Raw genomic sequence first — 20,390 nt, 5'->3', positions numbered from 1 at the left:
CATTTTTATGAATGAGTAGTGGCTAAAAATTCTTCTTCCTGTTGTTTTCTTTGAAGCCTTTTCTTTTTTCTGCTTGGCATTTTTTCATGCAGATACTGGAAAATCACGTACAATACCGGAATGATGAAGATTCCGAAGACAACTCCCGTAAACATTCCTCCAACGGTACTCCAGCCGATGGAGTGGTTTCCTTTTGCAGCCGCACCTTGTGTCCAGACCAACGGAAGCATACCGATGATAAAGGCGAACGAGGTCATCAGAATAGGCCTTAGACGTAGTCTTGAAGCCTGAAGAGCAGATTCTATCAATGTTTTACCTGCTTTTCTTCGCTGGACTGCAAACTCTACAATAAGAATGGCGTTCTTTGCCAGCAATCCGACCAGCATGATCAATCCTACCTGAACGTAGATATTATTATCAATTCCCGCCAATCCTGTAAAAGCAAATACTCCGAAAATTCCTGTCGGGACGGTTAAAATAATGGCAAATGGCAGGATATAGCTTTCATACTGTGCGGCTAATAAAAAGTACACAAACAAAATACTTAGAAGGAAGATGAAAGCGGTTTGGCCTCCTGTTTTGATCTCCTCACGGGTAATTCCTGTCCATTCATAGCCATATCCTCTCGGAAGAGATTGTTGGGCCACTTCTTCCACAGCTTTGATGGCATCCCCGGTACTGTAACCCGGTTTTGGAGTTCCGTTGATGGTTACTGCGTTAAATAAGTTGTTTCTGGTCACAGTTTCCGGCCCGAAGGTTCTTTTTAAGGACACCAGAGTTTTTACAGGAACCATTTCACCCAAATTGTTTTTAACAAAAATTCCTTCCAAAGAATTCACATCCGTACGATAAGGAATATCTGCCTGGGCCATGACCCTGTAATATTTCCCGAACCTGTTAAAATCTGAAACGAAGCTGCTGCCATAATAGATCTGCATGGTCTGCATTAAATCCGTAACCGAAACTCCCAGCTGGTTGGCCTTATCAGAATCCACTTCAATGGTATATTGAGGGTTTCCGGCTGCGTAAGTGGTAAAGGCGAACGCAATTTCCGGGCGTTTCATCAGTTCTCCGATAAATGCCTGGGTTGTTGTCCCTAATTGCTCGAAAGAACCATTGGTCTTATCCTGAAGCATGAATTCAAAACCTGATACGTTACCAAAACCCTGTACCGTAGGGAAGTTAAAGAAGAAGGCATTGGCGTCTTTTACCTGGCTTACTTTTCCTGTTAAGGCTGCTGCAATTTGATCAGGATCTTTCATATCTCCGCGCTCGTCATAGTCTTTCAGCTTAATGAAGCCGGCAGAGTAGGGGGAAGCATTGGCATTACTGATGAAGTTCAGACCATCTGCAACCCAGAGGTGATTGGTTGCTTTTTCACCGTTTACAATTTTATCAATTTGTTCTGTGGCTCTGTGAGTCCTTTCCAATGAGCTTCCCGGAGGGGTATTCACGGCATATAATACGAATCCCTGATCTTCTGTCGGAATAAATCCTGAAGGGGCTTTTTTAATTAAGAAAATGCTTGCCGCAGTAATAAGGGCTAAACCTCCGACTGCAACCCATTTATTCTTGATCAAAAATTTAAGACTGTAAATATATTTTCTGGTCATGGTATTGAAACTCGCATTAAAGGCGTTGAAAAACTTCGCACCGAAACCTTTTTTCTGCCCGTGCTCACCATGTTCTCCCTGAGGATCATTCAGGAAAAGGGCGCATAATGCAGGGCTTAATGTCAATGCATTAACAGCTGAGATCAAAATGGCAATGGCCAGCGTGAAGGCAAACTGTCTGTAAAATACTCCTGCCGGGCCCTGCATGAAACCAACCGGAACAAAAACCGCACACATCACGAGAGTAATGGAAATAATTGCTCCTGAAATTTCACTCATAGAATTCATGGTGGCTTGTTCTACCGGCATTCCGGAGTGTTCCATCTTTGAATGGACGGCTTCTACGACCACAATGGCATCATCCACCACAATCCCGATCGCGAGGACCAATGCAAACAGGGTAAGCATATTAATACTGAAACCAAAAAGCTGAAGGAAGAAGAACGTTCCTATAATAGCCACAGGTACTGCAATGGCAGGAATCAATGTAGATCTGAAATCCTGAAGGAAAATATATACTACAATAAACACCAGTATAAATGCAATAACCAGAGTCTCCACAACCTGATGGATGGAAGCATCAAGGAAGTCTTTGGAATTATACATGATGATCGGCTTCACTCCTTTAGGAAGGGTTTTTGAGAACTCATCAACCTGTTTTTCGATCTCCGTTAAGATTTCGTTTGCGTTGGAATCAGCAGTCTGCAATATGGCAAAACCGGATACCGGTTTTCCGTCAACCCTGTTGGCTGCTGTATAAGTGTAAGAACCGAATTCTACTCTTGCTACATCTTTTAATCTTAAAAATGAACCATCATTATTGGCTTTGATGGCAATATTTTCATAGTCTTCGTTTTTGTTTAGCTTGCCTTTATATTTAAGGATGTATTCGTATGTTTCTTTGCTTCCCTGCCCGAGACGTCCCGGAGCGGCTTCAAGGTTATGGTCTTTAATGGCATTCATTACTTCTTGCGGAGACAGATTATTGGCTGCCAGCCTATCCGGCTTTAACCAGATACGCATAGAATAATCCCTTGTCCCGAAAACCTGAGCCTGGGCAACACCCGGGATACGCTGTAATTGAGGGATGATGTTGATCTTCATATAATTCTGAAGGAAAAGCTCATCGTATTGTTTCGGGTCTTCGCTGTACAATCCCATGAACATGATAAAGCTGTTCTGGACTTTCTGGGTGGAAATTCCTGCCTGAACAACTTCCTGCGGGAGCTGGCTCATTGCTTTGGATACACGGTTCTGAACGTTTACCGCTGCGTTATCGGCATCAGAACCCTGCTTGAAGTATACACTAAGGGTCATGGTACCGTCGTTACTTGAGTTGGAAGTCATGTAGGTCATGTTCTCAACACCGTTTACGGCCTCTTCTATCGGAGTTGCGACAGAACGGGCTACAACTTCAGCATTGGCTCCGGGATAAAATGCCGTTACCTGAACACTCGGCGGCGCAATATCCGGGAACAGCGTGATCGGAAGATTGAAAACCGATAGTGCCCCCAATAGTAAGAGTATGATGGATATGACCGTTGACAATACCGGTCTTTCTATAAATTGTTTTAACATAAGGAGTTTATTTTTTTTAAGTATTTAAACTTTATTGATCCTGAATTTTAAAAACACATAAGTTTATTTAATTGTAAAAGCTGTGAATATTAAGTATGCCTGAGGTGAATATCAAAGATTTTCGAAACTTATATGCTGTTAGTTTTTAACTTACGATAACTAAAGTGTTTAAAAACTTGGTCAAGCTTAAACAATTTTTATAAATAGTTCATTACAATGGTTTTGCTTTCAGCAGGCTGTCAGAAGAAATAGCTTTCGGTTTGATAGCGGCTCCGTCTTTCAGGTTTCCTATTCCTGTGAAAACTATTTTTTCTCCGGGAACTAATCCTTCAGAAATAAAATAGTAACTGTCTGTCTTTCCTGATATCTTTATAGGCTTGCTGGTTACTTTCTGATCTTTTCCCACTACATATACATAGGTTTTATCCTGAATCTCAAAAGTAGATTCTTGTGGAATGACCACTGCATTGGACAATAGTTGCGGCATGCGGACCCTTCCGGTATTTCCCGTTCTCAAAGTTCCGTTAGCGTTCGGGAAGACAGCACGTACACTGATGGCTCCTGTAGTTTTATCGAATTGCCCGTCAACGATGCTCATCTTTCCTTTTTCAGGATACATGCTGTTGTCGGCGATCACCAATTCTACCATCGGCATATTCTTCAGTTTTTCTTCTAAGGTTGCGCCCTGATATTTGTTCTGGAAGGCGATAAAATCCAGTTCACTTAAAGAAAAATAAGCATAGATCTCGCTGATATCTGATAATAATGTCAATGGATTAGGATCTGTTCTGGAGATCAGGCTTCCTTTTTTATAAGGAATTCTTCCGATATAGCCGCTTACAGGGGCTGTAATAGTGGTAAACCCTACATTGATTCTTGCACCACCTACGGAAGCTTTTGCCTGTGATGCAGCTGCTACGGCGGCTGCGTAATTCGCTTTCGCTGTTTTTAATTGTACTTCAGAAACTACTTTTGCTTCTACTAACGGCTGAAGGCGGTCTACTTCCACCTTGGCCTTTTGAATATTGGCATTGGCAACCTGAAGATTGGCCTGTGCCATATTCATCTGTTCTCCGTATGCTCTTGAGTCAATTTTAAAAAGAGGTTGTCCGGCTCTTACATAGGCGCCTTCTTCCACGTATATTTTATCCAGATATCCGTCTACCTGCGACCTGATTTCCACATTGTTTTTTCCTTCCAATGCTGTTGGAAATTCCTGATAGGTCGTTGCCGGAGAGGATATCACGGTATAAACGGGAAGCTCCGGGGCAGGGGGTGCCTGGTTGCTGCCTTCGGCTGCTTTGCTGCAGCTTTGTAAAAGGATGATACCGGCAGCGATGAGTACGATGATCCTTATTTTTCCAGTTATTTTCATTTTACGTTTGATTTTTTTAATGATAAGTTTGAATTGAGTGATGTTGTTTTAAAATAAATCCTGTTAATTTTTCTAACAGTGTTAATAATTAGATCAAAAAAATTACAGAATTCTTAATGTCAGATCAGGTTGTCATTTCCATAATTAGAGTTGCTTTTTTAATATGAGTTATAGAGATAAAAGTATAATATATATGGTGTTAAATTTTCTAACAGTGTTAATGTTCGGAAACTAATTTTTCATTTTGTATGAGTAATTTTTAATAAGCTTGTAATAAAAAAATTAAATACTCGTGTTACTTTTCCTAACGCTGTTAATTTTTAATTCAAAAAAAATTTACAAAGACTTAACAAATGCCGAAACCGTTTCGTCCAAAGTCGTTTTGTTCATCGTGGAAGGAATATCCGTATTACGCATCATCATGATGGAAATCAGGCCATGTACAGCCGAAAATAAAGCATGTGACATGTGGCAGGCATTATCCGTATTTGAACCATTCTTTTTAATGATATCATACGTGCAGTAATAGATCATATCCTGAAAGGAAGAAAATTCCTTTTTCATCTGTCCTTTTCCGCTGCATTGCATTCCTAGTCCAAACATAAGCTGGTAATATTCCTTATTCTTAAAAGCAAACTTCCAGTATGCGTCTACGATGGCTGTAAGTTGCTCTTCAGGAGTGTTATGCTTTTTCTTAGCCTTGACCAGTTCCTTGCTCAGGAGGTTGAAACCATCCAGGGAAATTTCAAATAAAATGGCTTCCTTATTTTCAAAGTAATCATATACAACAGGGGCACTGTACTCTATAGCGTCGGCTATCTTCCGCATGGAAAGAGAAGCCCAACCCTCTGTTTTAGCCAAACTGAAAGCTGCCTGCAAAATATTTGCACGGATAGATTCTTTTTCTCTTTGACGGCGTTCATGTAAACCCATGATGTTTTTACTAACAGTGTTAGCAAAACTACAAAGTTTTAATTATACTATCCAAACAAAATTTTAATTTTAACATTTAACGCAACTTTATAAAAACCTCAATTGTTAATCATAAAAGAAGTTTTATCTTTGTCAGCAAAGAAAAATACAGGATATGAATACCCCATCCAATATGCTGGCATTAGGAACCAAAGCTCCTTTTTTTGAGCTTCCGAACCCTTCAAAGAGTAACGAAATACAGTCATTAGAGGAACTGAAAGGAGAAAAAGGAACATTGGTGATTTTTATGTGCAACCATTGTCCTTTTGTTCTTCATGTGATTGATAAGATCAATGAGCTTTACGAAGATTATCATGAAAAAGGGATAGAATTTATTGCAGTGAATACCAATGATGTTGAGAAATATCCGGCTGATTCTCCTGAAAAAATGATCGAATTCCAGATTGAAAGAAAATTTGATTTTCCTTATTTGTATGATGAAAGCCAGTCTGTAGCAAAGGCTTATGATGCAGCATGTACACCGGATTTTTATTTTTTTGATGAAAAGCTGGATCTTATTTACAGAGGGCAGATGGATGACTCAAGACCGGGGAATAATAAGGATGTGACGGGCGAAGACCTGATCATTGCTTTTGAAAATCTTCTGTTGGGTGAGCCGCAGGAGGAAATCCAGAGACCGAGTATGGGATGTAATATTAAGTGGAAGTAGTTTAAATTACTTTAGATAGATAGGCTGTTCTTTTTGGACAGCTTTTTTTGATTCTCCCGTAGATTTGGCAGATGTTTGTGTTGAAGAATCTGGGTAATCTACGAGGAATAAATTTTTCACATCACGAGTAACAGTTTTAATTTAAATATAGATACTTCGACTTTGCTCAGGGGTAGGGTGACAGGAAATGACTGATAGAAGGTATATATTGATGACTGATAAGTGTGTATGTGCCTTTTTCAATTAAAATCTATAATTTATAATTTCTGCCGTGTCATGCTGAGCGAAGTCGAATCATATCTGCATTAATTATTCTTTTAAAATTAACCATTAAGGCTGGATAAGCTGTTCAGAGCATCAAAAATATTCTTCGCTTACGCTTCGTTCAGAAATAACAAAGTAAAACCGGTTATAGCAAAAACAATGTCCAAATTATCTTACAGGACTTCTGAATTCCCCATATCCCATCAGTCCGTCATAGCTTCTTCCGAAAGGCGCATAATATAAGAATGCCTGATAGAGGTTATCAGTCTGCCAGAAGTTCCCGTTGATCTCCCCGAAATTTAATGTTCCATCAGAATTTTTTGTTGCCAGGATATAGTTATAAAACCCTTGTTTCATATAAATCTTTGCTACATACATTTTATTGGCGGTATCATATTGCATTTGGTATTCTTTGCCCGGCTTAAAGTCGTTAAATCCTCCCAGAATATAAATTTCTTTTTCCAAAGGATCTGATTCCAGCGAGAAATATACCCATGCATAATCTGCTTCCCTTTCTGCATTTCTTTCGATCCCCAGATCATTTCTCCTGTAGTACCAGGCACCGTTCACATCCGGCTGATACTGGTAGTTTAACGGATAAGCCCATACCGGATGCAGATAGGTATTATTGACCCCGTCTTTCACTTCTGTAGAGCGAACCATATCGGCAGCCATATCTATATTCTTATTGTCGAAATAATAAAACTCATTGTTTCCAGGGAATGTCAGATTCATCTGCTGGAAGAGCAGCTTATTTCCCAAAGTGGAGCTTGGTTTTATATTATTTACCGAAACATTCATGTTATTATTCTGTACGATATTCAGGCTCATGGAGTTTACGTTTGAAGACAGGTCTCCTCCTTTGGAAACGGCCTGCACTTCAACTCTCTGGTTGATGTCAGGGTTTTTAGCGTCCGCAATCCTGGAAATATTCAATGCTAAGATGGCAGTATCCTCAACTACATAAAATCTTCTCTTAAAAAGTGGTTTTTCGGCAGAATTCTTATAAACAATAAGCTCAAAATTTCCTGAGATCTTTGGCTGCATCTTCTCATTCGGGAAGGTCAGTGTATAATGGGTATAAGCCTGCAAAGTATTGAATGAATACTGAAACTGATCCAGAAGACCATTCAGGCTTCCATTGGCAAATTCCGTAAAGAAAAGATTGTCATCATTCCAGTTACGGTCATAATGTTTAATGGTATACCTGTAAATTTCACTGGAATTGGTGAGGTCATCAAAACTCAGTACCAGCCTCTCTCCAAACCGGATCACAGGGGTTTCATCATTGGTCTGGGGATTGAATAACTGAATGCTTTGAATGTTTTGCCCAAAGACCAATCCGCTTAAAAAAAGTAAAAATAATCGAAAGGTTTTCATTATAACGAAGATAGCGAAAAATCATCATTTTCTTAATAATATCGTATTTTTGAGGAAAAATATTTCAACGTATGCTTCAGATTCAAGGCTTCGTATTCAACTTTGCGAGCGAAAACACTTATATCATCTTCAATGAAAATAAAAATGCCTGGCTGATCGATCCGGGAAATATGAACGAACAGGAAACCAGGGCTATTGATGGTTTCATTACTGATAACGGGCTGAAGATTCAGAAAATACTCCTGACCCATGCCCATATTGACCATGTTTTTGGTTTACAGTGGGCGTTTGACCGATTTAAAGTTCCTGTAAGCATGCACAAAGAGGATGAGGAAGTATTGGATATGCTTCAGGCAAGCGGAATGCGATTCGGAATTAAAATAGATGCTGTGAAAGTAGATATTGAGTATGTTAATGAAGGGGATATCCTCGATCTGGATGGTGAAATGTTTAAGATCTACCATGTTCCGGGGCATTCTCCGGGAAGTGTGGTGTACCATAATGAATATCAGAAATTCATGGTCTCCGGTGATGTCCTCTTTGAAGGCAGCATAGGAAGAACAGATCTTTATAAAGGAAATTATGAACAGTTAATTGAAGGCATCAAAAGCAAACTTTTCATCCTGGATGGTGATACGCAAGTGTTCTCAGGGCATGGAAATCCTACCACGATAGGGTTTGAAAAGCAGTATAATCCGTTTTTTAAGTAGAATTGATATTATAAAAAAAATAAAACCGCCCAATTTTGAGCGGTTTTATCGATATGAAAAAACTAACTTTAGAAGTCCAGTGTAATTGATGCTCTTGCAGCTGCACCCATAATTGGCCTTGCCATGATGATACCATCTTTACCGGTAGCTCCCGATCTTGGGTCTCCTTCCGTTAATCCGATAGTATTAAAGATATTGGTAGCATCTACTGCAAATCTTATTTTTCCTAACTGATAAGACATTCCCGCTCCTACCTCTGTGAAAGAAGGAAGCTCCTGCTTATTGAAGTTATCTGCATAACGCATTCCGTAATAATTAAGGTTTACGTAAGTTCTCCATTCTTTTGTAATATTAACAGCCGGGCTGATCGTGAAATACAACTTAGGTATTCTTCTTACCGTATTTCCTTCAAGATCTTCTCCGCTTTGTCTCATTTCCTTGAAAGTAGGGTCCTGAATGGTTCCATTTAATGAAACTTCCAATAACCTGTTGAAGAATCTCCAGTTGGTCTCTAATTCCAATCCGTAATTTTTAGTACTTCCAAAAGCATTTTCAGACTGTCCGTTCGATAAGATATCTGTAAATGCAATATCATTTAATGCAGAGCTGAACAGGATGGCAGTAATATCAAAATTACTCTGATAATGCTTGAATCCTAATTCAAACTGATTGGTAACAGTTGGCTTTATCTTATCAAGATTCTCTGCGTTATCATAGTACGCCTCTTCGATCGGTGATCTGAAACCATGAGAGTATCTTGCAAAAGCCGCATTGTTTTGGTTGAATTTATAGTTTCCTGCTGCTGTTGCAGAAACCTTGTCCACATCATATCTCCAATAATAATATGGTCCGCTGGAAACAAGCATACTGTTATCTGCAGTAGTGGTATTGAAGCCGTTCAATCCGTTATAAGATCCTCCGTCTACAGATAGCCCTGAGTTGTCAAGATTCGACTGATTTCCCCAAGATGCTTTATCCTTAACACCCTTATAAGTATTGTTGTCATATCTGATCCCTCCATTCAAATTCAATTTATCATTAACCTGGAAATCAGCGTTAAAATAAAGAGCATTTACACTCCCCTGGATTTCTGAGTTTCTTACTAACCAAGAGATATCTGATACCCCGTTATACGTTCTGGAATAATTAGGATCCGTAGCATCCAGAGAAGTATCTACCAGGTTTAAGAGTCTTGTATGATCTTTTGTTTCTACCAATAAATTACTCCAGTTCCAGGACTGCGAAGATTTCCAAGCTGATTTATAGAAGCCTAAGGCCATTGATAAGTTATCAATTTTATAATCAAATCTCAGGTCATTGGCAAAATTGTTCATTTTTTTATCAATTGCCCAGAAGCCAACTTTTTGCACATACATCGGGTTAGCTACTTGTCCGTTATCCGCATAGGAATACTGATAGTTGTTTCCTAAGATCGGAGCTGCCATACCTGCGGAAGTTGTATAACCGTTTGCAAAATCTTTTGCTAAGGTCGGAGTTCCACTTGGGAAAATTGCCGTATAATTCAGGTCAATATTTGTGTATTTCATTTTATTGGAAACACTGAAATTCTCTCCTAAATCATACTTAAATTCACCGCCTAAGACATCTACATTCGGATTTACTCCATTTTCAAGATCCCTTTCAAAATATCCGCCTCCCACTTGTGGAACTCTTAATTTTGAGATATATCTTGAAGCATATGTTCCGTAATTGGCATCAAATCCCGGGAATTCCTTGATCTTATCTCCTTCCTGCATCAGAGGGATCGGAAGTAAGAATAAGTTTCTGTCGTTAAGCTTTTTATAGTATACTTTTGCAAAACCTTTATCAAAAACATACTTTAGATTAAGCTTGATCTGTCCGCCATTATTGGCTTTGTATCCGGGATTTCTTATCCCGTTATCCACTCTGTAAAAGCCTCCTACGTTCAGAAATAATTTGTCCTCAACCAACGCGCCTCCAAAGTTTCCATCAACCCTCATTAGTCCATAAGTACTGGTTTCCAGTTTGGTCATCCCTGTAAACTTATTGGAACCTTCTTTAGAAATAAAGTTGATAATACCTCCCGGAGCATTGGATGCAAAAATAGATCCTGAACCTCCTCTTAATGCTTCCAATCTTGCTGTAGTAGCGTCTACTCTGAAGAAAGCATCGGCATTGGCAAACTGCAAAGCCCCATCTTCAAAAACCGGAAGCCCGTCTTCCTGAACCTGTACATATTCATAAGCTCCGGCAGAAGGAATACCTCTTGCGAAAAGGTTGTTCCCCACTTCACCTCCTGATGTTTCTACTGCAAACCCCGGAACTTTCTGTAATAACGCTGCAGTACTTACAGGGTTTTGCTTTTGAATTTCTTTTGCACTGAATGTAGAAATCGCCGTACTGGATTCTATTTTCTTTTTAGGGTTTGCACTACCCGTGATTACTACCTGGTCGATAGCTGCCGTTCTGGTGGAATCCTGTGGAGTTTCCTGTGCATACGCCTGATTAAAATAAAGCGTAGCGATCCCGGTAAATAATAAGATCGATTTTCTTTTCATAGCCATATGATTTTTAAATTGTTTAGTTAGTTTTTAATTTTAAATAGACCCCGTTCGTCCACCCGAACCCATCCTGGTTAGGATATTCTCCTCCTCCGGCTATAGTTTCGGTATCCAGTGCATTGTATTTTTCCATCAGTTTTCCCGTGTTATCATATACCCTTTCCACATTAGAGCACCAGTTGTCTCTTATTTCATCGGCCAGACGGGTCAGTCCATAGTTTTTCATCGCTTTATACCCTATCCACTGATAAGGAGCCCACGCATTAGGCATATCCCATTGCTGTCCGGATTGCTTCGTTGTGGTTATTAACCCTCCCTTGTATAGAAATTTGTCTGTGATGTTTTCTGCAACAGCCAGAGCCTGTTCTGTACCTGCAAGACCAAGGAATAAAGGATAAAGAGCAGCAATATGTTCAGACGCCGTATGGTTGTGTTTTTTTGTGTGATAATCTTTATATAACCCGGAGTTTTCATCCCAGAAATACTTATCGATCATCTGTCTGCGGACTGCTGCTCTTTCAGTATAATAATGTTCTTTTTCTGTATCGTTCTGAAGTTGTGAAGATTTAGCCAGTGTTTTCTCCAGATGCCATAAAAGGCAGTTGAGGTCAACCTGGGCAAGATTCAAAGTTTCTATCGTCTGTATGGTCTCGCCGTCTGCAAACCATCTGCTGGAAAAATCCCATCCGGATTCGCAGGCACTTCTTATATTCCTGTAAAATTCTCCCAAAGTATCCTCACTGTCTTCTATATCTATCATATAGCTTTCAGGACGAGGTGCATTTTCAGCATCGTAATAACGGTTCAGAATATCACCGTCCCTGGTTTTTACCACTCTTTTAACAGCCGTGTCATTGTCCAGCCATTCTTCACCGTTCATCCAGAAATTATATTCCTTTTCCAGTGTATTGTAATATTTGATGTAAATTTTTTCATCATGGGTGCTTTCAAACAGCAGATCAAGCATCATAGAAAAGTATGGAGGCTGAGAACGGCTTAGGAAATGGGTTCTGCTTGCATTAGGAACAAATCCTACGCTCTGAATAAGATAGGAACAGTTCTCTATAATATTCTCCATCATCTCAATTCTTCCGGAAACCTGTAACCCGAGCATGATAAAATAGCTGTCCCAATAAAAGAATTCATTAAAGCGCCCTCCCGGAACTATATAAGGTTTGGGAAGTTTCAGAAGAGTTCCCTTTTCCTCGTATGCCGTGCGTGTAAGTTCATCCCAAAGTTTTTCTATATGCCGTTCTATTGGTAAATTTTCCTCTCTATGAATCGATATTTTTGCCCCTAAAAAATCAAAATTTGATAAAACAAAAGCTTTTAAATCAAAACCCTGCTCATGTTTTTCTTTTGCATACTTATCATTGATCTCGGAAACAGGAAACAATGGCACCGCGTCGGTCATCATTTTCTGATCCTCAAAAATCCGGGCTCTCTGAACATCCTCAAAAAGAGCCTGAATTTCATTAATATATAGCTGTTTGTTCATTATTTTTTAGAATTTATTGTTAATCTGCTCATAAAAATTGCTGAAACAAGAAGCAATGAGAGCGGGATCAATGAAAGATAAAAAGCATGCTGTCCGCTGAACTCCTGAAATACAAACCCGGTAATAATAGAACCGATCGTTCCGCCGATTGCAGAAAATACTACAATAAGGCCAGACATAGCACTATGCAGGTATTTAGGAATAGAAGACAGGATAATAGAATTGATGCTCGGATAGATCGGAGCAAGAAAACCGCCCATCAATGGAAACAGATACACGACGAGCGGCGCGTTTAACCAACCTGTATTTACGTCAATATGAATGTTATGAGTCAGAGGTAATACAAGCAGTATGCTGATGGCAAAGCCAATAATACAAAAAGAAACCACATAGATCCAGTTGAATTTTCTAGAGAAAAATCCTGATAAAAATCTCCCTAAAGCAAATGCTCCTGCCAGAACAGCTGCCGCCTGAATACTCATGGAAGTCGGCAATTTCAGGATCTCTTTATAAAATGTGGGTGTCCAGGTCTGGAAGCTTTGTTCTACCAAAACGAAAAGAAATGCACACAGAAGAAAGAATAAAACTTTTTTATAGCTAAGTAAGCTTATACTGTTTTTAACATCCCCTATAAGATCTGTCTTTTCGCTCTTTGCCTCTCTTTCATCCAGCTTAGAAAAGAAGAGAAATAAAAATGATGCCAGCGAAAGCCCTCCCAAAACCCAATATACATTCAGCCACTCCGTAGACTTAGGATTGTGGTCATCTATAAACAGACTGAAAAGAACATTTCCCATCAACACACCTACCATGAAAAATCCTTCCAGAAATCCCATAAAGCTTGAATGCTCTTTATCATTTTCAGTGACAAGGCCTATAGAGGTAAAAACCGATATTTTTATTAACGCAAAGGAAATCCCTACAATAGCAAATAATAACTTAAAAAACCAGAAATCATTTGAAAAAGGCATCACAAAACACATGCAGGTCACCAGAAACAAGGCGATAAGCATTGAATTCTTAATTCCTATCTTTGGTAAAAACGAGGCTAAAATGAATGAGCAGATAGCGATCGGAAGATCTTTAAAACCTTCCAGGACACTTGCTGCTGATTTCGAGATCCCGAAGTTCTGCTGTACCTGCAAAATAACGGTACCTACAGAATTCAGCAGGATGGCAAAAACAAAATAATTTAAGAATAAAACTATCTTTATATTGAAATTTTTCATTAAACTTATTTCTTGTTGGCTAAGATAGAAGCATTTGACTTAACATTAATTTAACACAATAAATCAATATTTGAACTATATTAATATAATTATTATTTTTAACGATTAAATACGATTAATTGAATGAAAGTTACTTTTGAAAGAGTAGTTCCGGATGAAAAAAGCTCTTTTCGCATGATACACAATAATTCTCCCATTTCTGAATTTAAATGGGCCTATCATTACCATCCCGAAATTGAACTGGTGTGTGTAGTTTCCGGCAGCGGGACCCGCCACGTAGGATATCATAAAAGCAATTATACAAATGGAGACCTCGTCCTGATCGGTTCCAATATTCCCCATTCCGGTTTCGGACTGAATTCCATAGATCCGCATGAAGAGATTGTACTCCAGTTTAGAGAGGAAATTTTACAGTTTCCCCAGCAGGAAGTGGAAGCAAGATCTATTAAGAACCTTCTGGAACTTTCAAAATACGGCATCCATTTTCATCATAAGATCAAAAAGGCAATGCTTCCAAAACTCAGGCACATGCAGGAATCCGAGGGGTACAGAAGATATCTTTTATTACTGGAAATTCTTTTTGAACTCTCAAAATGCAAAGACTATGAACTGCTGAATAATGAAATCATGCCCTATACGATCATCTCCAGAAATAAAACCCGCCTGGAAAATATTTTCACCTATGTCGAACATAATTATGACAAGGAGATCAATATAGATGATGTCGCAAAACTGGCCAACCTTACATTGCCCGCCTTTTGTAACTTCTTCAAAAAAGCAACCCAGATCACGTTCACGGAGTTTGTTAACCGTTACCGTATCAATAAGGCATGCCTGATGATGGCACAGGATAAGACCATTTCAGAAAGCAGCTACAGCTGCGGATTCAATAATGTAACGTATTTTAACAGAATGTTCAAAAAGTATACGGAAAAAACACCTTCAGAATTTATTAAAGACTATTCTCATAATAAAGTGAGTGTGTAGTTTTTAGGCAGAGATCAAATGAAAAATGCTTCGTGAACTACGTTCGTAAACTGAAAGTTTACGAACGTAGTTCACGAAGCATCCGTAATATTATTAGATAAAAATAAAACCTCCGGTTACCGGAGGTTTTAATATTTTCATTTGTTTTATCAGACTAAATAAAAATCATTCAGTTTTTCTTTACATAGAATCTTTACAACATTAATCCACCGGTCCTCATCATTCAGACATGGAATATAATGAAAATTCTCTCCACCGGCATGCAAAAACTGCTCTTTGCCTTCTTCGGAGATCTCTTCTAATGTTTCCAGACAATCCGAAACGAAGGCAGGGCAAACAACAGCCAGGTTCTTTACTCCCTTTTTAGGTATAGTTTCCAATGTCTCATCCGTATAAGGTTCGATCCATTTGTCTTTTCCTAATCTGGATTGGAAAGAAACAATGGTTTTCTCTTTTGGCAAACCGATTTTTGCAATAACGGCTTCTGTAGTTTTATAACATTGGTGGCGGTAGCAATAGGCATTATGGGCATCTACTTTGCTGTTGATGCAGTTGGCGTCATCAATTTTACAGGTATTCGAAGGGTCTGTTTTATAGATATGTCTTTCAGGGACACCATGATAAGAAAACTGTAGTACATCAAAATTTTCCGGGAGCTTTTCCTTAATGCTTTCAGCGAGGCAGTCGATATAAATATCCCTGTTATAAAACGGCTGTATGTAATTGATCTTTACACCCGGAAATTTTTTCTTTCTTACTTCTTCGGCCTTTTCAATCACGGTTTCCGTTGTACTCATGGCGTACTGGGGATACAGTGGGAAAAGAACAATCTCGGAAACTCCCTGATCAACCAGTTTTTGAATTCCTCTTTCAATACTGGGTTCAGCATACCTCATTCCGATCTCTACAGGAACGTCTACCAGTTTTTGGAGTTTTTTCTGAATTTTTTGTGTAATAATGATCAAAGGAGAGCCTTCATCCGTCCAGACAGTCTTATAAGCTTCCGCAGATTTTGCAGGTCTGGTTTTCAGAATTATCCCGCGAACCAGAAGGGCACGAAAGATCCAGCGGTAATCAATAACCCTTTCATCCATTAAAAACTCGTCAAGATATTCCTTTACGTCTTCTACATCTGTAGATTTTGGCGAACCAAGGTTAACTAATAAAATTCCTTTTTTAGAGTTTTGGGTTTCAGGTTCCCGGAATTGTTTCTCCAAGCTCTTTTGTTTTATATTGTACAATAACTATAAACTGCCAGCAATCAACTGTCAGCTAATTAACCATTAACGGCTTCCACGTTTTCTACTAAATCCGGTACAAATTGTTTTAAAATATTTTCGATCCCGTTCTTCAATGTGGCAGTAGAACTCGGACATCCCGAGCAGGCTCCCTGTAAAAGCATTTTTGCGGTCTTGGAAACTTCATCATATTCAATTAATGAAATTTTTCCGCCGTCATTTTCCACTGCAGGAGCAACATATTCATTTAATATATCGGAAATTTTTTGTTCATCATCGGTATAATCTCTGTTAATGATCTTTTCCACCGGATTTTCATGTTTTTGAGGCTCAAGATTAGAAATTACACCTCCATTTTGCAAATATTCAGCAATGAAACCACGAACAGCCATCATGATCTGATGCCATTCTACCGTATTATTTTTTGTAACTGCCACAAAATTATCAGAAATGAATACTTCCTGTGCAAAATCGAATTCATTAAAAACAGCCTGTGCCAAAGGAACTCCTTCTGCTTCATCTCTGGATTTTACCTCTACGAAACCTTCCATCAGCAGCTTGCTGGAAACAAACTTCATTACGTTAGGATTCGGGGTCATTTCCGCATAGATCTGGTACATTTCCTTTCTCTTCTGGAGATAAATTCTTGGATTGGCCAATAATTCATCTTCAATTACATTTTTAAGGTTTTCCGCTACATGTTCCCATTCTACAGTATCCTGCTTGGCAACTGCCACAAAATTGGCTGTAATGAAAATTCTTTCCACAAAAGGATAATTGAAAAGCTCCTGTGCAAGAGGAATTTCAGATATATCCGAATTTCTGTCCAACTCTAAAGATCCCGGAATCATGTTGTAATCCGTTACAAATTTCATCACTTTCGGGTTTTCGGTTGGCTCTATAATTATGGTATGCATTTTTTCGTTAAATTTGAGATACAAAAATACGCAATTAGAAATTAGAAGCCAGAGATTGGAAATTAGATTTTTGCTATCATCATGATTTAAGATTGTAAGACAGGCATTAAATTTTCAAATCGGCTCATTTTCAAATTTTCAAATTAAAATTATGGCACTTGTAAAAGAACTTTTAGGAAAGGCACCGCAGATCGGGGAAAATACTTTTTTAGCCGAAACAGCAACCGTGATCGGTGATGTGGTCATGGGAAAAGACTGCAGTATATGGTACAATGCAGTGATCAGGGGAGATGTTCACTATATTAAAATGGGAGATAAAGTAAACGTTCAGGATAATGCAATGCTGCATTGCACCTATCAGAAACATCCTTTAAATATTGGGAGTAACGTTTCCATTGGCCATAATGCAATTGTTCACGGGTGTACGATTAGGGATAATGTCCTCATCGGAATGGGAGCGATTGTAATGGATGACTGCCTTGTGGAAGAGAATTCCATTGTGGGAGCAGGTTCTGTAGTTACCCAGGGAACCCATATCAAATCGGGAGAAGTCTGGGGTGGTGTTCCTGCAAAAAAGATCAAAGACATTTCAACACAGCTGCTGGAAGGCGAGGTCAACAGGATTGCCAATAATTATGTGAAATACTCCTCATGGTATAAAGAAGAAATAACAAAATAAAAAAAGCTCCGTCTGATGTCAGACGGAGCTTTTTTATTCTTAGTGGCTACCCAAGGGTTTTAGTCATCTGTGAGTTTTATCAATTAATAGATTAAAACGGCTTTTTCATTCTCACATTTGACCGATGAAGGCGGGGTTGCCATCATACAGTCCGATGTGATATTATATTTTTTATTGTATTCAGCCATTTTGTTAGTGTAATCCTGTATCTTGGGCAAAATGCCGGATTCAAGCTTTTTAGGATAAGCAATATAAGAAACCGGTCCGCCGCAGGCTTTTGACCCTACGGGTGAAAATGTCCATTCAGCCGGATCAATACATTTTTCTCTGGCAATTTCCGATTCTATGGCGGCCTTTAGCTTATCAAGCTGGGCGTTGTCATATCTCTGGCTGCTCTCATCCACAGGCTTTTCCGAAATATCCTTTGGAAGGTTAGCATCCATATTGATTGCTGTTTTACAGGAAAGTAAGCTGGTTATAAAGATCAAAACCAGTACCGGAGCATGCAGGAATATTCTTTTCATAAAAATTTTTGTATTCTGGAATTTTCAAAATGTATGCCATTACAGGATTTTCAAATTCATTTCCGTAATTTTGGCGGTGATGAATGATCATTTTTTTGACTTAATAGAGCATACCAACAGAAGTGTTTTTCTTACGGGAAGGGCTGGGACCGGTAAAACCACTTTTCTTAACGATTTTGTAAAGAAAACCAGGAAAAAGCATATTGTAGTAGCACCTACAGGCATTGCTGCAATCAATGCTGGCGGGGTTACCATTCATTCAATGTTCGGATTGCCTTTAAGAACGTTTGTACCCACCACTGAAAGAATTGACGGAAGTCTGGCCATGAATATTGCCGACCTGATGCCTCATTTTAAATACAGGAAAGATAAACTCAAGCTTTTAAGAGAGGTCGAGATCGTCATCATTGATGAGGTGTCTATGCTGAGAGCCGATATTCTGGATATGATGGATTTTTCCCTGAGATTCATCAGAAGGAATAACCAGAGATTTGGCGGCGTGCAGATGTTGTTCATTGGGGATCTGTATCAGCTTCCGCCTGTGGTGCGGGATGAGCAGATCTTAAAGCAGTATTACCATTCTCCGTTTTTCTTTGATAGCCATGCCGTAAAAGAAATCCCGTTAATAACGATTGAACTGACTAAAGTCTACCGGCAGTCTGATGAAGAATTTTTAGAAATTTTAAATGCGATCCGTGACGGAGATGTTGCCCATATTGATTTTGACCACCTGAATGAAAGGTATGACCCCGGATTTGAGCCGGGAGGGGAATCCTATGTATATCTCTGTTCCCATAACAAAATGGCTGATGAGATCAACCAGGAAAAACTGGCCGGGATCAAAACCAGTGCTTCTATTTATGAGGCAAAGCTTTTTGGCGAGTTTAAAGAAAACCAGTTCCCTAATGACCAGTTTCTGGAATTAAAAGTAGGGGCGCAGATCATGTTCATCAGGAATGATACTTCTCCTGATAAAAAATATTTTAATGGAAAGCTGGGGGAAATTTCCGTTCTGGATGAAAACGAGATCCGGGTGATCCTGGATGGCAGCGAACGGGAGATTGTCGTCAAAAAAGAAGTCTGGGAACAAAAGAAATATTTTCTTGATGCTGAAAAGAATATCAAAGAAGAGACATTGGGAAGTTTTGAGCAATTCCCCATCAAGCTGGCTTGGGCGGTAACCATTCATAAAAGCCAGGGATTAACTTTCGATAAAGTTATCATTGATGCCGGAAAAAGCTTTACGGCAGGGCAGGTGTATGTGGCGCTTTCGCGTTGCAGAACATTGGAAGGGATCGTATTGAAATCTAAAATCACTCCTGAAGTGATCTTTAAAGATAGCAGGATCCTGCAGTTCCAGGGAAATACCTTTGCGAATGACCATGTGGAAACTATTTTGAATCAGGAGAAATATGATTACAGCATCCGGAAGGTGCTCCGTACAATAGATTGTATGTGGTTTTTGCAGGAAGTGGAAGACTGGAATGCATTATCCGTTACGACCAAAAGTATCGATCATTTAAAGGTGAATCAGTTATATCATCAATTAAAACAGGATGCCGCCAATCTGGGAAAGATTTTTGAAAAGCTCGAAAGGATATTGTTTCAGAAGGTCTCCAATTTTATCGATCAGAAAGAAGAATGGTCTGAGATTGAAAGTAAAGCCAAAGGAGCCGTTAATTTTTTCTTTAAGGAAATCAATGAAAAGATATTTAGCCCTTTAAAAGATTTTTATGCTGAAATAAAAGGGGCTAAAGGCTTAAAACACTATAATGAAGAATTCAGGAGATGGCTGGAAGATACTGAAGAATACCTGAACAGCTTAAAAAGTATTCATCTGCTGGATACCAAACTTCTGGATGAGAAAAATAATAAAGAAGTTAATCTGAAGATTGCCAAGGTTCCGTCACAGGTCCTTACTTTCCAGTTATTTGAGCAGGGGAAAACCATTGCGGAGATTGCCCTAGAAAGGGGATTGGTGAAGGAAACGGTGATCGGGCACCTGGCGAAATTTGCAGAACAGGGATTGCTGGATATTTCAAGGGTAATTACAGCGGATAAGATCAAAGTATTTGAAGAAGAATTTGATAAAAAACAATATCAGACCTTAACGGAATGGAAGAGTGCTTTACCAAATGATTTTGAGTTTAATGAGATCAGGATTCTTTTAAATCATTACAATTATAAGAAGGAAAAAAGAGAATAATATTTTG

The 20,390-nt window shown here is 39.0% G+C and carries 15 protein-coding genes; 5 read left to right on the top strand and 10 right to left on the bottom strand.

Annotation, left to right across the window (positions count from 1 at the left end; translation table 11 throughout):
• Positions 1-5: 5 nt before the first annotated feature.
• The 3 genes from HNP38_RS08040 to HNP38_RS08030 all read right to left on the bottom strand — a co-directional run bounded on the left by HNP38_RS08040 (position 6) and on the right by HNP38_RS08030 (position 5,499).
• Positions 6-3,191, bottom strand: coding sequence for an efflux RND transporter permease subunit (locus HNP38_RS08040; protein ID WP_184187235.1), 3,186 nt, complete (start codon positions 3,189-3,191; stop codon positions 6-8).
• A 211-nt stretch (positions 3,192-3,402) separates the two neighbouring features.
• Complete coding sequence (locus HNP38_RS08035) at positions 3,403-4,566, bottom strand: efflux RND transporter periplasmic adaptor subunit (protein ID WP_184187232.1); 1,164 nt, start codon at positions 4,564-4,566, stop codon at positions 3,403-3,405.
• A gap of 336 nt (positions 4,567-4,902) precedes the next feature.
• The gene (locus HNP38_RS08030; RefSeq protein WP_184187229.1) at positions 4,903-5,499 is read right to left on the bottom strand and encodes a TetR/AcrR family transcriptional regulator; all 597 of its coding nucleotides are present in this window, start codon (positions 5,497-5,499) and stop codon (positions 4,903-4,905) included.
• A 154-nt stretch (positions 5,500-5,653) separates the two neighbouring features.
• On the opposite strand from HNP38_RS08030, the gene HNP38_RS08025 reads away from it, so the two are divergent.
• Positions 5,654-6,208 carry a thioredoxin family protein gene (locus tag HNP38_RS08025; RefSeq protein ID WP_184187226.1) on the top strand — a complete coding sequence of 185 codons (555 nt, stop codon included), beginning with the start codon at positions 5,654-5,656 and terminating at the stop codon, positions 6,206-6,208.
• A gap of 432 nt (positions 6,209-6,640) precedes the next feature.
• On the opposite strand, the gene HNP38_RS08020 is transcribed toward HNP38_RS08025, so the two are convergent.
• Positions 6,641-7,852: a type IX secretion system plug protein domain-containing protein gene (locus HNP38_RS08020; protein ID WP_184187223.1), complete on the bottom strand. Its 1,212-nt coding sequence runs from the start codon at positions 7,850-7,852 to the stop codon at positions 6,641-6,643.
• 71 nt (positions 7,853-7,923) lie between these two features.
• Here HNP38_RS08020 and HNP38_RS08015 point away from each other — a divergent pair, with 71 nt between their 5' ends.
• Positions 7,924-8,562 carry an MBL fold metallo-hydrolase gene (locus HNP38_RS08015; RefSeq protein WP_184187220.1) on the top strand — a complete coding sequence of 213 codons (639 nt, stop codon included), beginning with the start codon at positions 7,924-7,926 and terminating at the stop codon, positions 8,560-8,562.
• A gap of 68 nt (positions 8,563-8,630) precedes the next feature.
• Here HNP38_RS08015 and HNP38_RS08010 read toward each other — a convergent pair whose 3' ends face one another.
• Genes HNP38_RS08010 through HNP38_RS08000 form a run of 3 tightly spaced genes read right to left on the bottom strand, consistent with a single transcriptional unit; the run spans position 8,631 to position 13,832 of the window.
• Positions 8,631-11,102 carry a TonB-dependent receptor gene (locus HNP38_RS08010; RefSeq protein WP_184187217.1) on the bottom strand — a complete coding sequence of 824 codons (2,472 nt, stop codon included), beginning with the start codon at positions 11,100-11,102 and terminating at the stop codon, positions 8,631-8,633.
• A 22-nt stretch (positions 11,103-11,124) separates the two neighbouring features.
• A complete protein-coding gene (locus tag HNP38_RS08005) occupies positions 11,125-12,603 on the bottom strand; it encodes a trehalase family glycosidase (protein WP_184187212.1) in 1,479 nt (492 codons plus the stop codon).
• Entirely contained in the window at positions 12,603-13,832 is a 1,230-nt protein-coding gene (locus tag HNP38_RS08000; protein ID WP_184187209.1) for an MFS transporter, read from the bottom strand. Before HNP38_RS08000 ends, HNP38_RS08005 begins: the two co-directional genes overlap by 1 nt.
• 123 nt (positions 13,833-13,955) lie before the next feature.
• On the opposite strand from HNP38_RS08000, the gene HNP38_RS07995 reads away from it, so the two are divergent.
• The gene (locus HNP38_RS07995) at positions 13,956-14,819 is read left to right on the top strand and encodes an AraC family transcriptional regulator (RefSeq protein ID WP_184187206.1); all 864 of its coding nucleotides are present in this window, start codon (positions 13,956-13,958) and stop codon (positions 14,817-14,819) included.
• 149 nt (positions 14,820-14,968) lie between these two features.
• Here HNP38_RS07995 and hemH read toward each other — a convergent pair whose 3' ends face one another.
• The gene (hemH, locus tag HNP38_RS07990; protein ID WP_184187203.1) at positions 14,969-16,036 is read right to left on the bottom strand and encodes a ferrochelatase; all 1,068 of its coding nucleotides are present in this window, start codon (positions 16,034-16,036) and stop codon (positions 14,969-14,971) included.
• Positions 16,037-16,095: 59 nt separating this feature from the next.
• Positions 16,096-16,974, bottom strand: a complete 879-nt coding sequence (locus HNP38_RS07985; protein WP_184187200.1) for a NifU family protein — start codon at positions 16,972-16,974, stop codon at positions 16,096-16,098.
• 151 nt (positions 16,975-17,125) lie between these two features.
• On the opposite strand from HNP38_RS07985, the gene HNP38_RS07980 reads away from it, so the two are divergent.
• A complete protein-coding gene (locus HNP38_RS07980; protein ID WP_184187196.1) occupies positions 17,126-17,653 on the top strand; it encodes a gamma carbonic anhydrase family protein in 528 nt (175 codons plus the stop codon).
• Between the two features lie 83 nt (positions 17,654-17,736).
• On the opposite strand, the gene HNP38_RS07975 is transcribed toward HNP38_RS07980, so the two are convergent.
• Complete coding sequence (locus HNP38_RS07975) at positions 17,737-18,177, bottom strand: hypothetical protein (protein WP_184187193.1); 441 nt, start codon at positions 18,175-18,177, stop codon at positions 17,737-17,739.
• 79 nt (positions 18,178-18,256) lie between these two features.
• Here HNP38_RS07975 and HNP38_RS07970 point away from each other — a divergent pair, with 79 nt between their 5' ends.
• Positions 18,257-20,383 carry a helix-turn-helix domain-containing protein gene (locus HNP38_RS07970; protein ID WP_184187190.1) on the top strand — a complete coding sequence of 709 codons (2,127 nt, stop codon included), beginning with the start codon at positions 18,257-18,259 and terminating at the stop codon, positions 20,381-20,383.
• Positions 20,384-20,390 lie beyond the last annotated feature (7 nt).

The organism is Chryseobacterium defluvii (assembly GCF_014204415.1).
GTDB lineage: Bacteria > Bacteroidota > Bacteroidia > Flavobacteriales > Weeksellaceae > Chryseobacterium > Chryseobacterium defluvii_A.
This window is presented reverse-complemented; position numbering and strand designations above follow the sequence as displayed.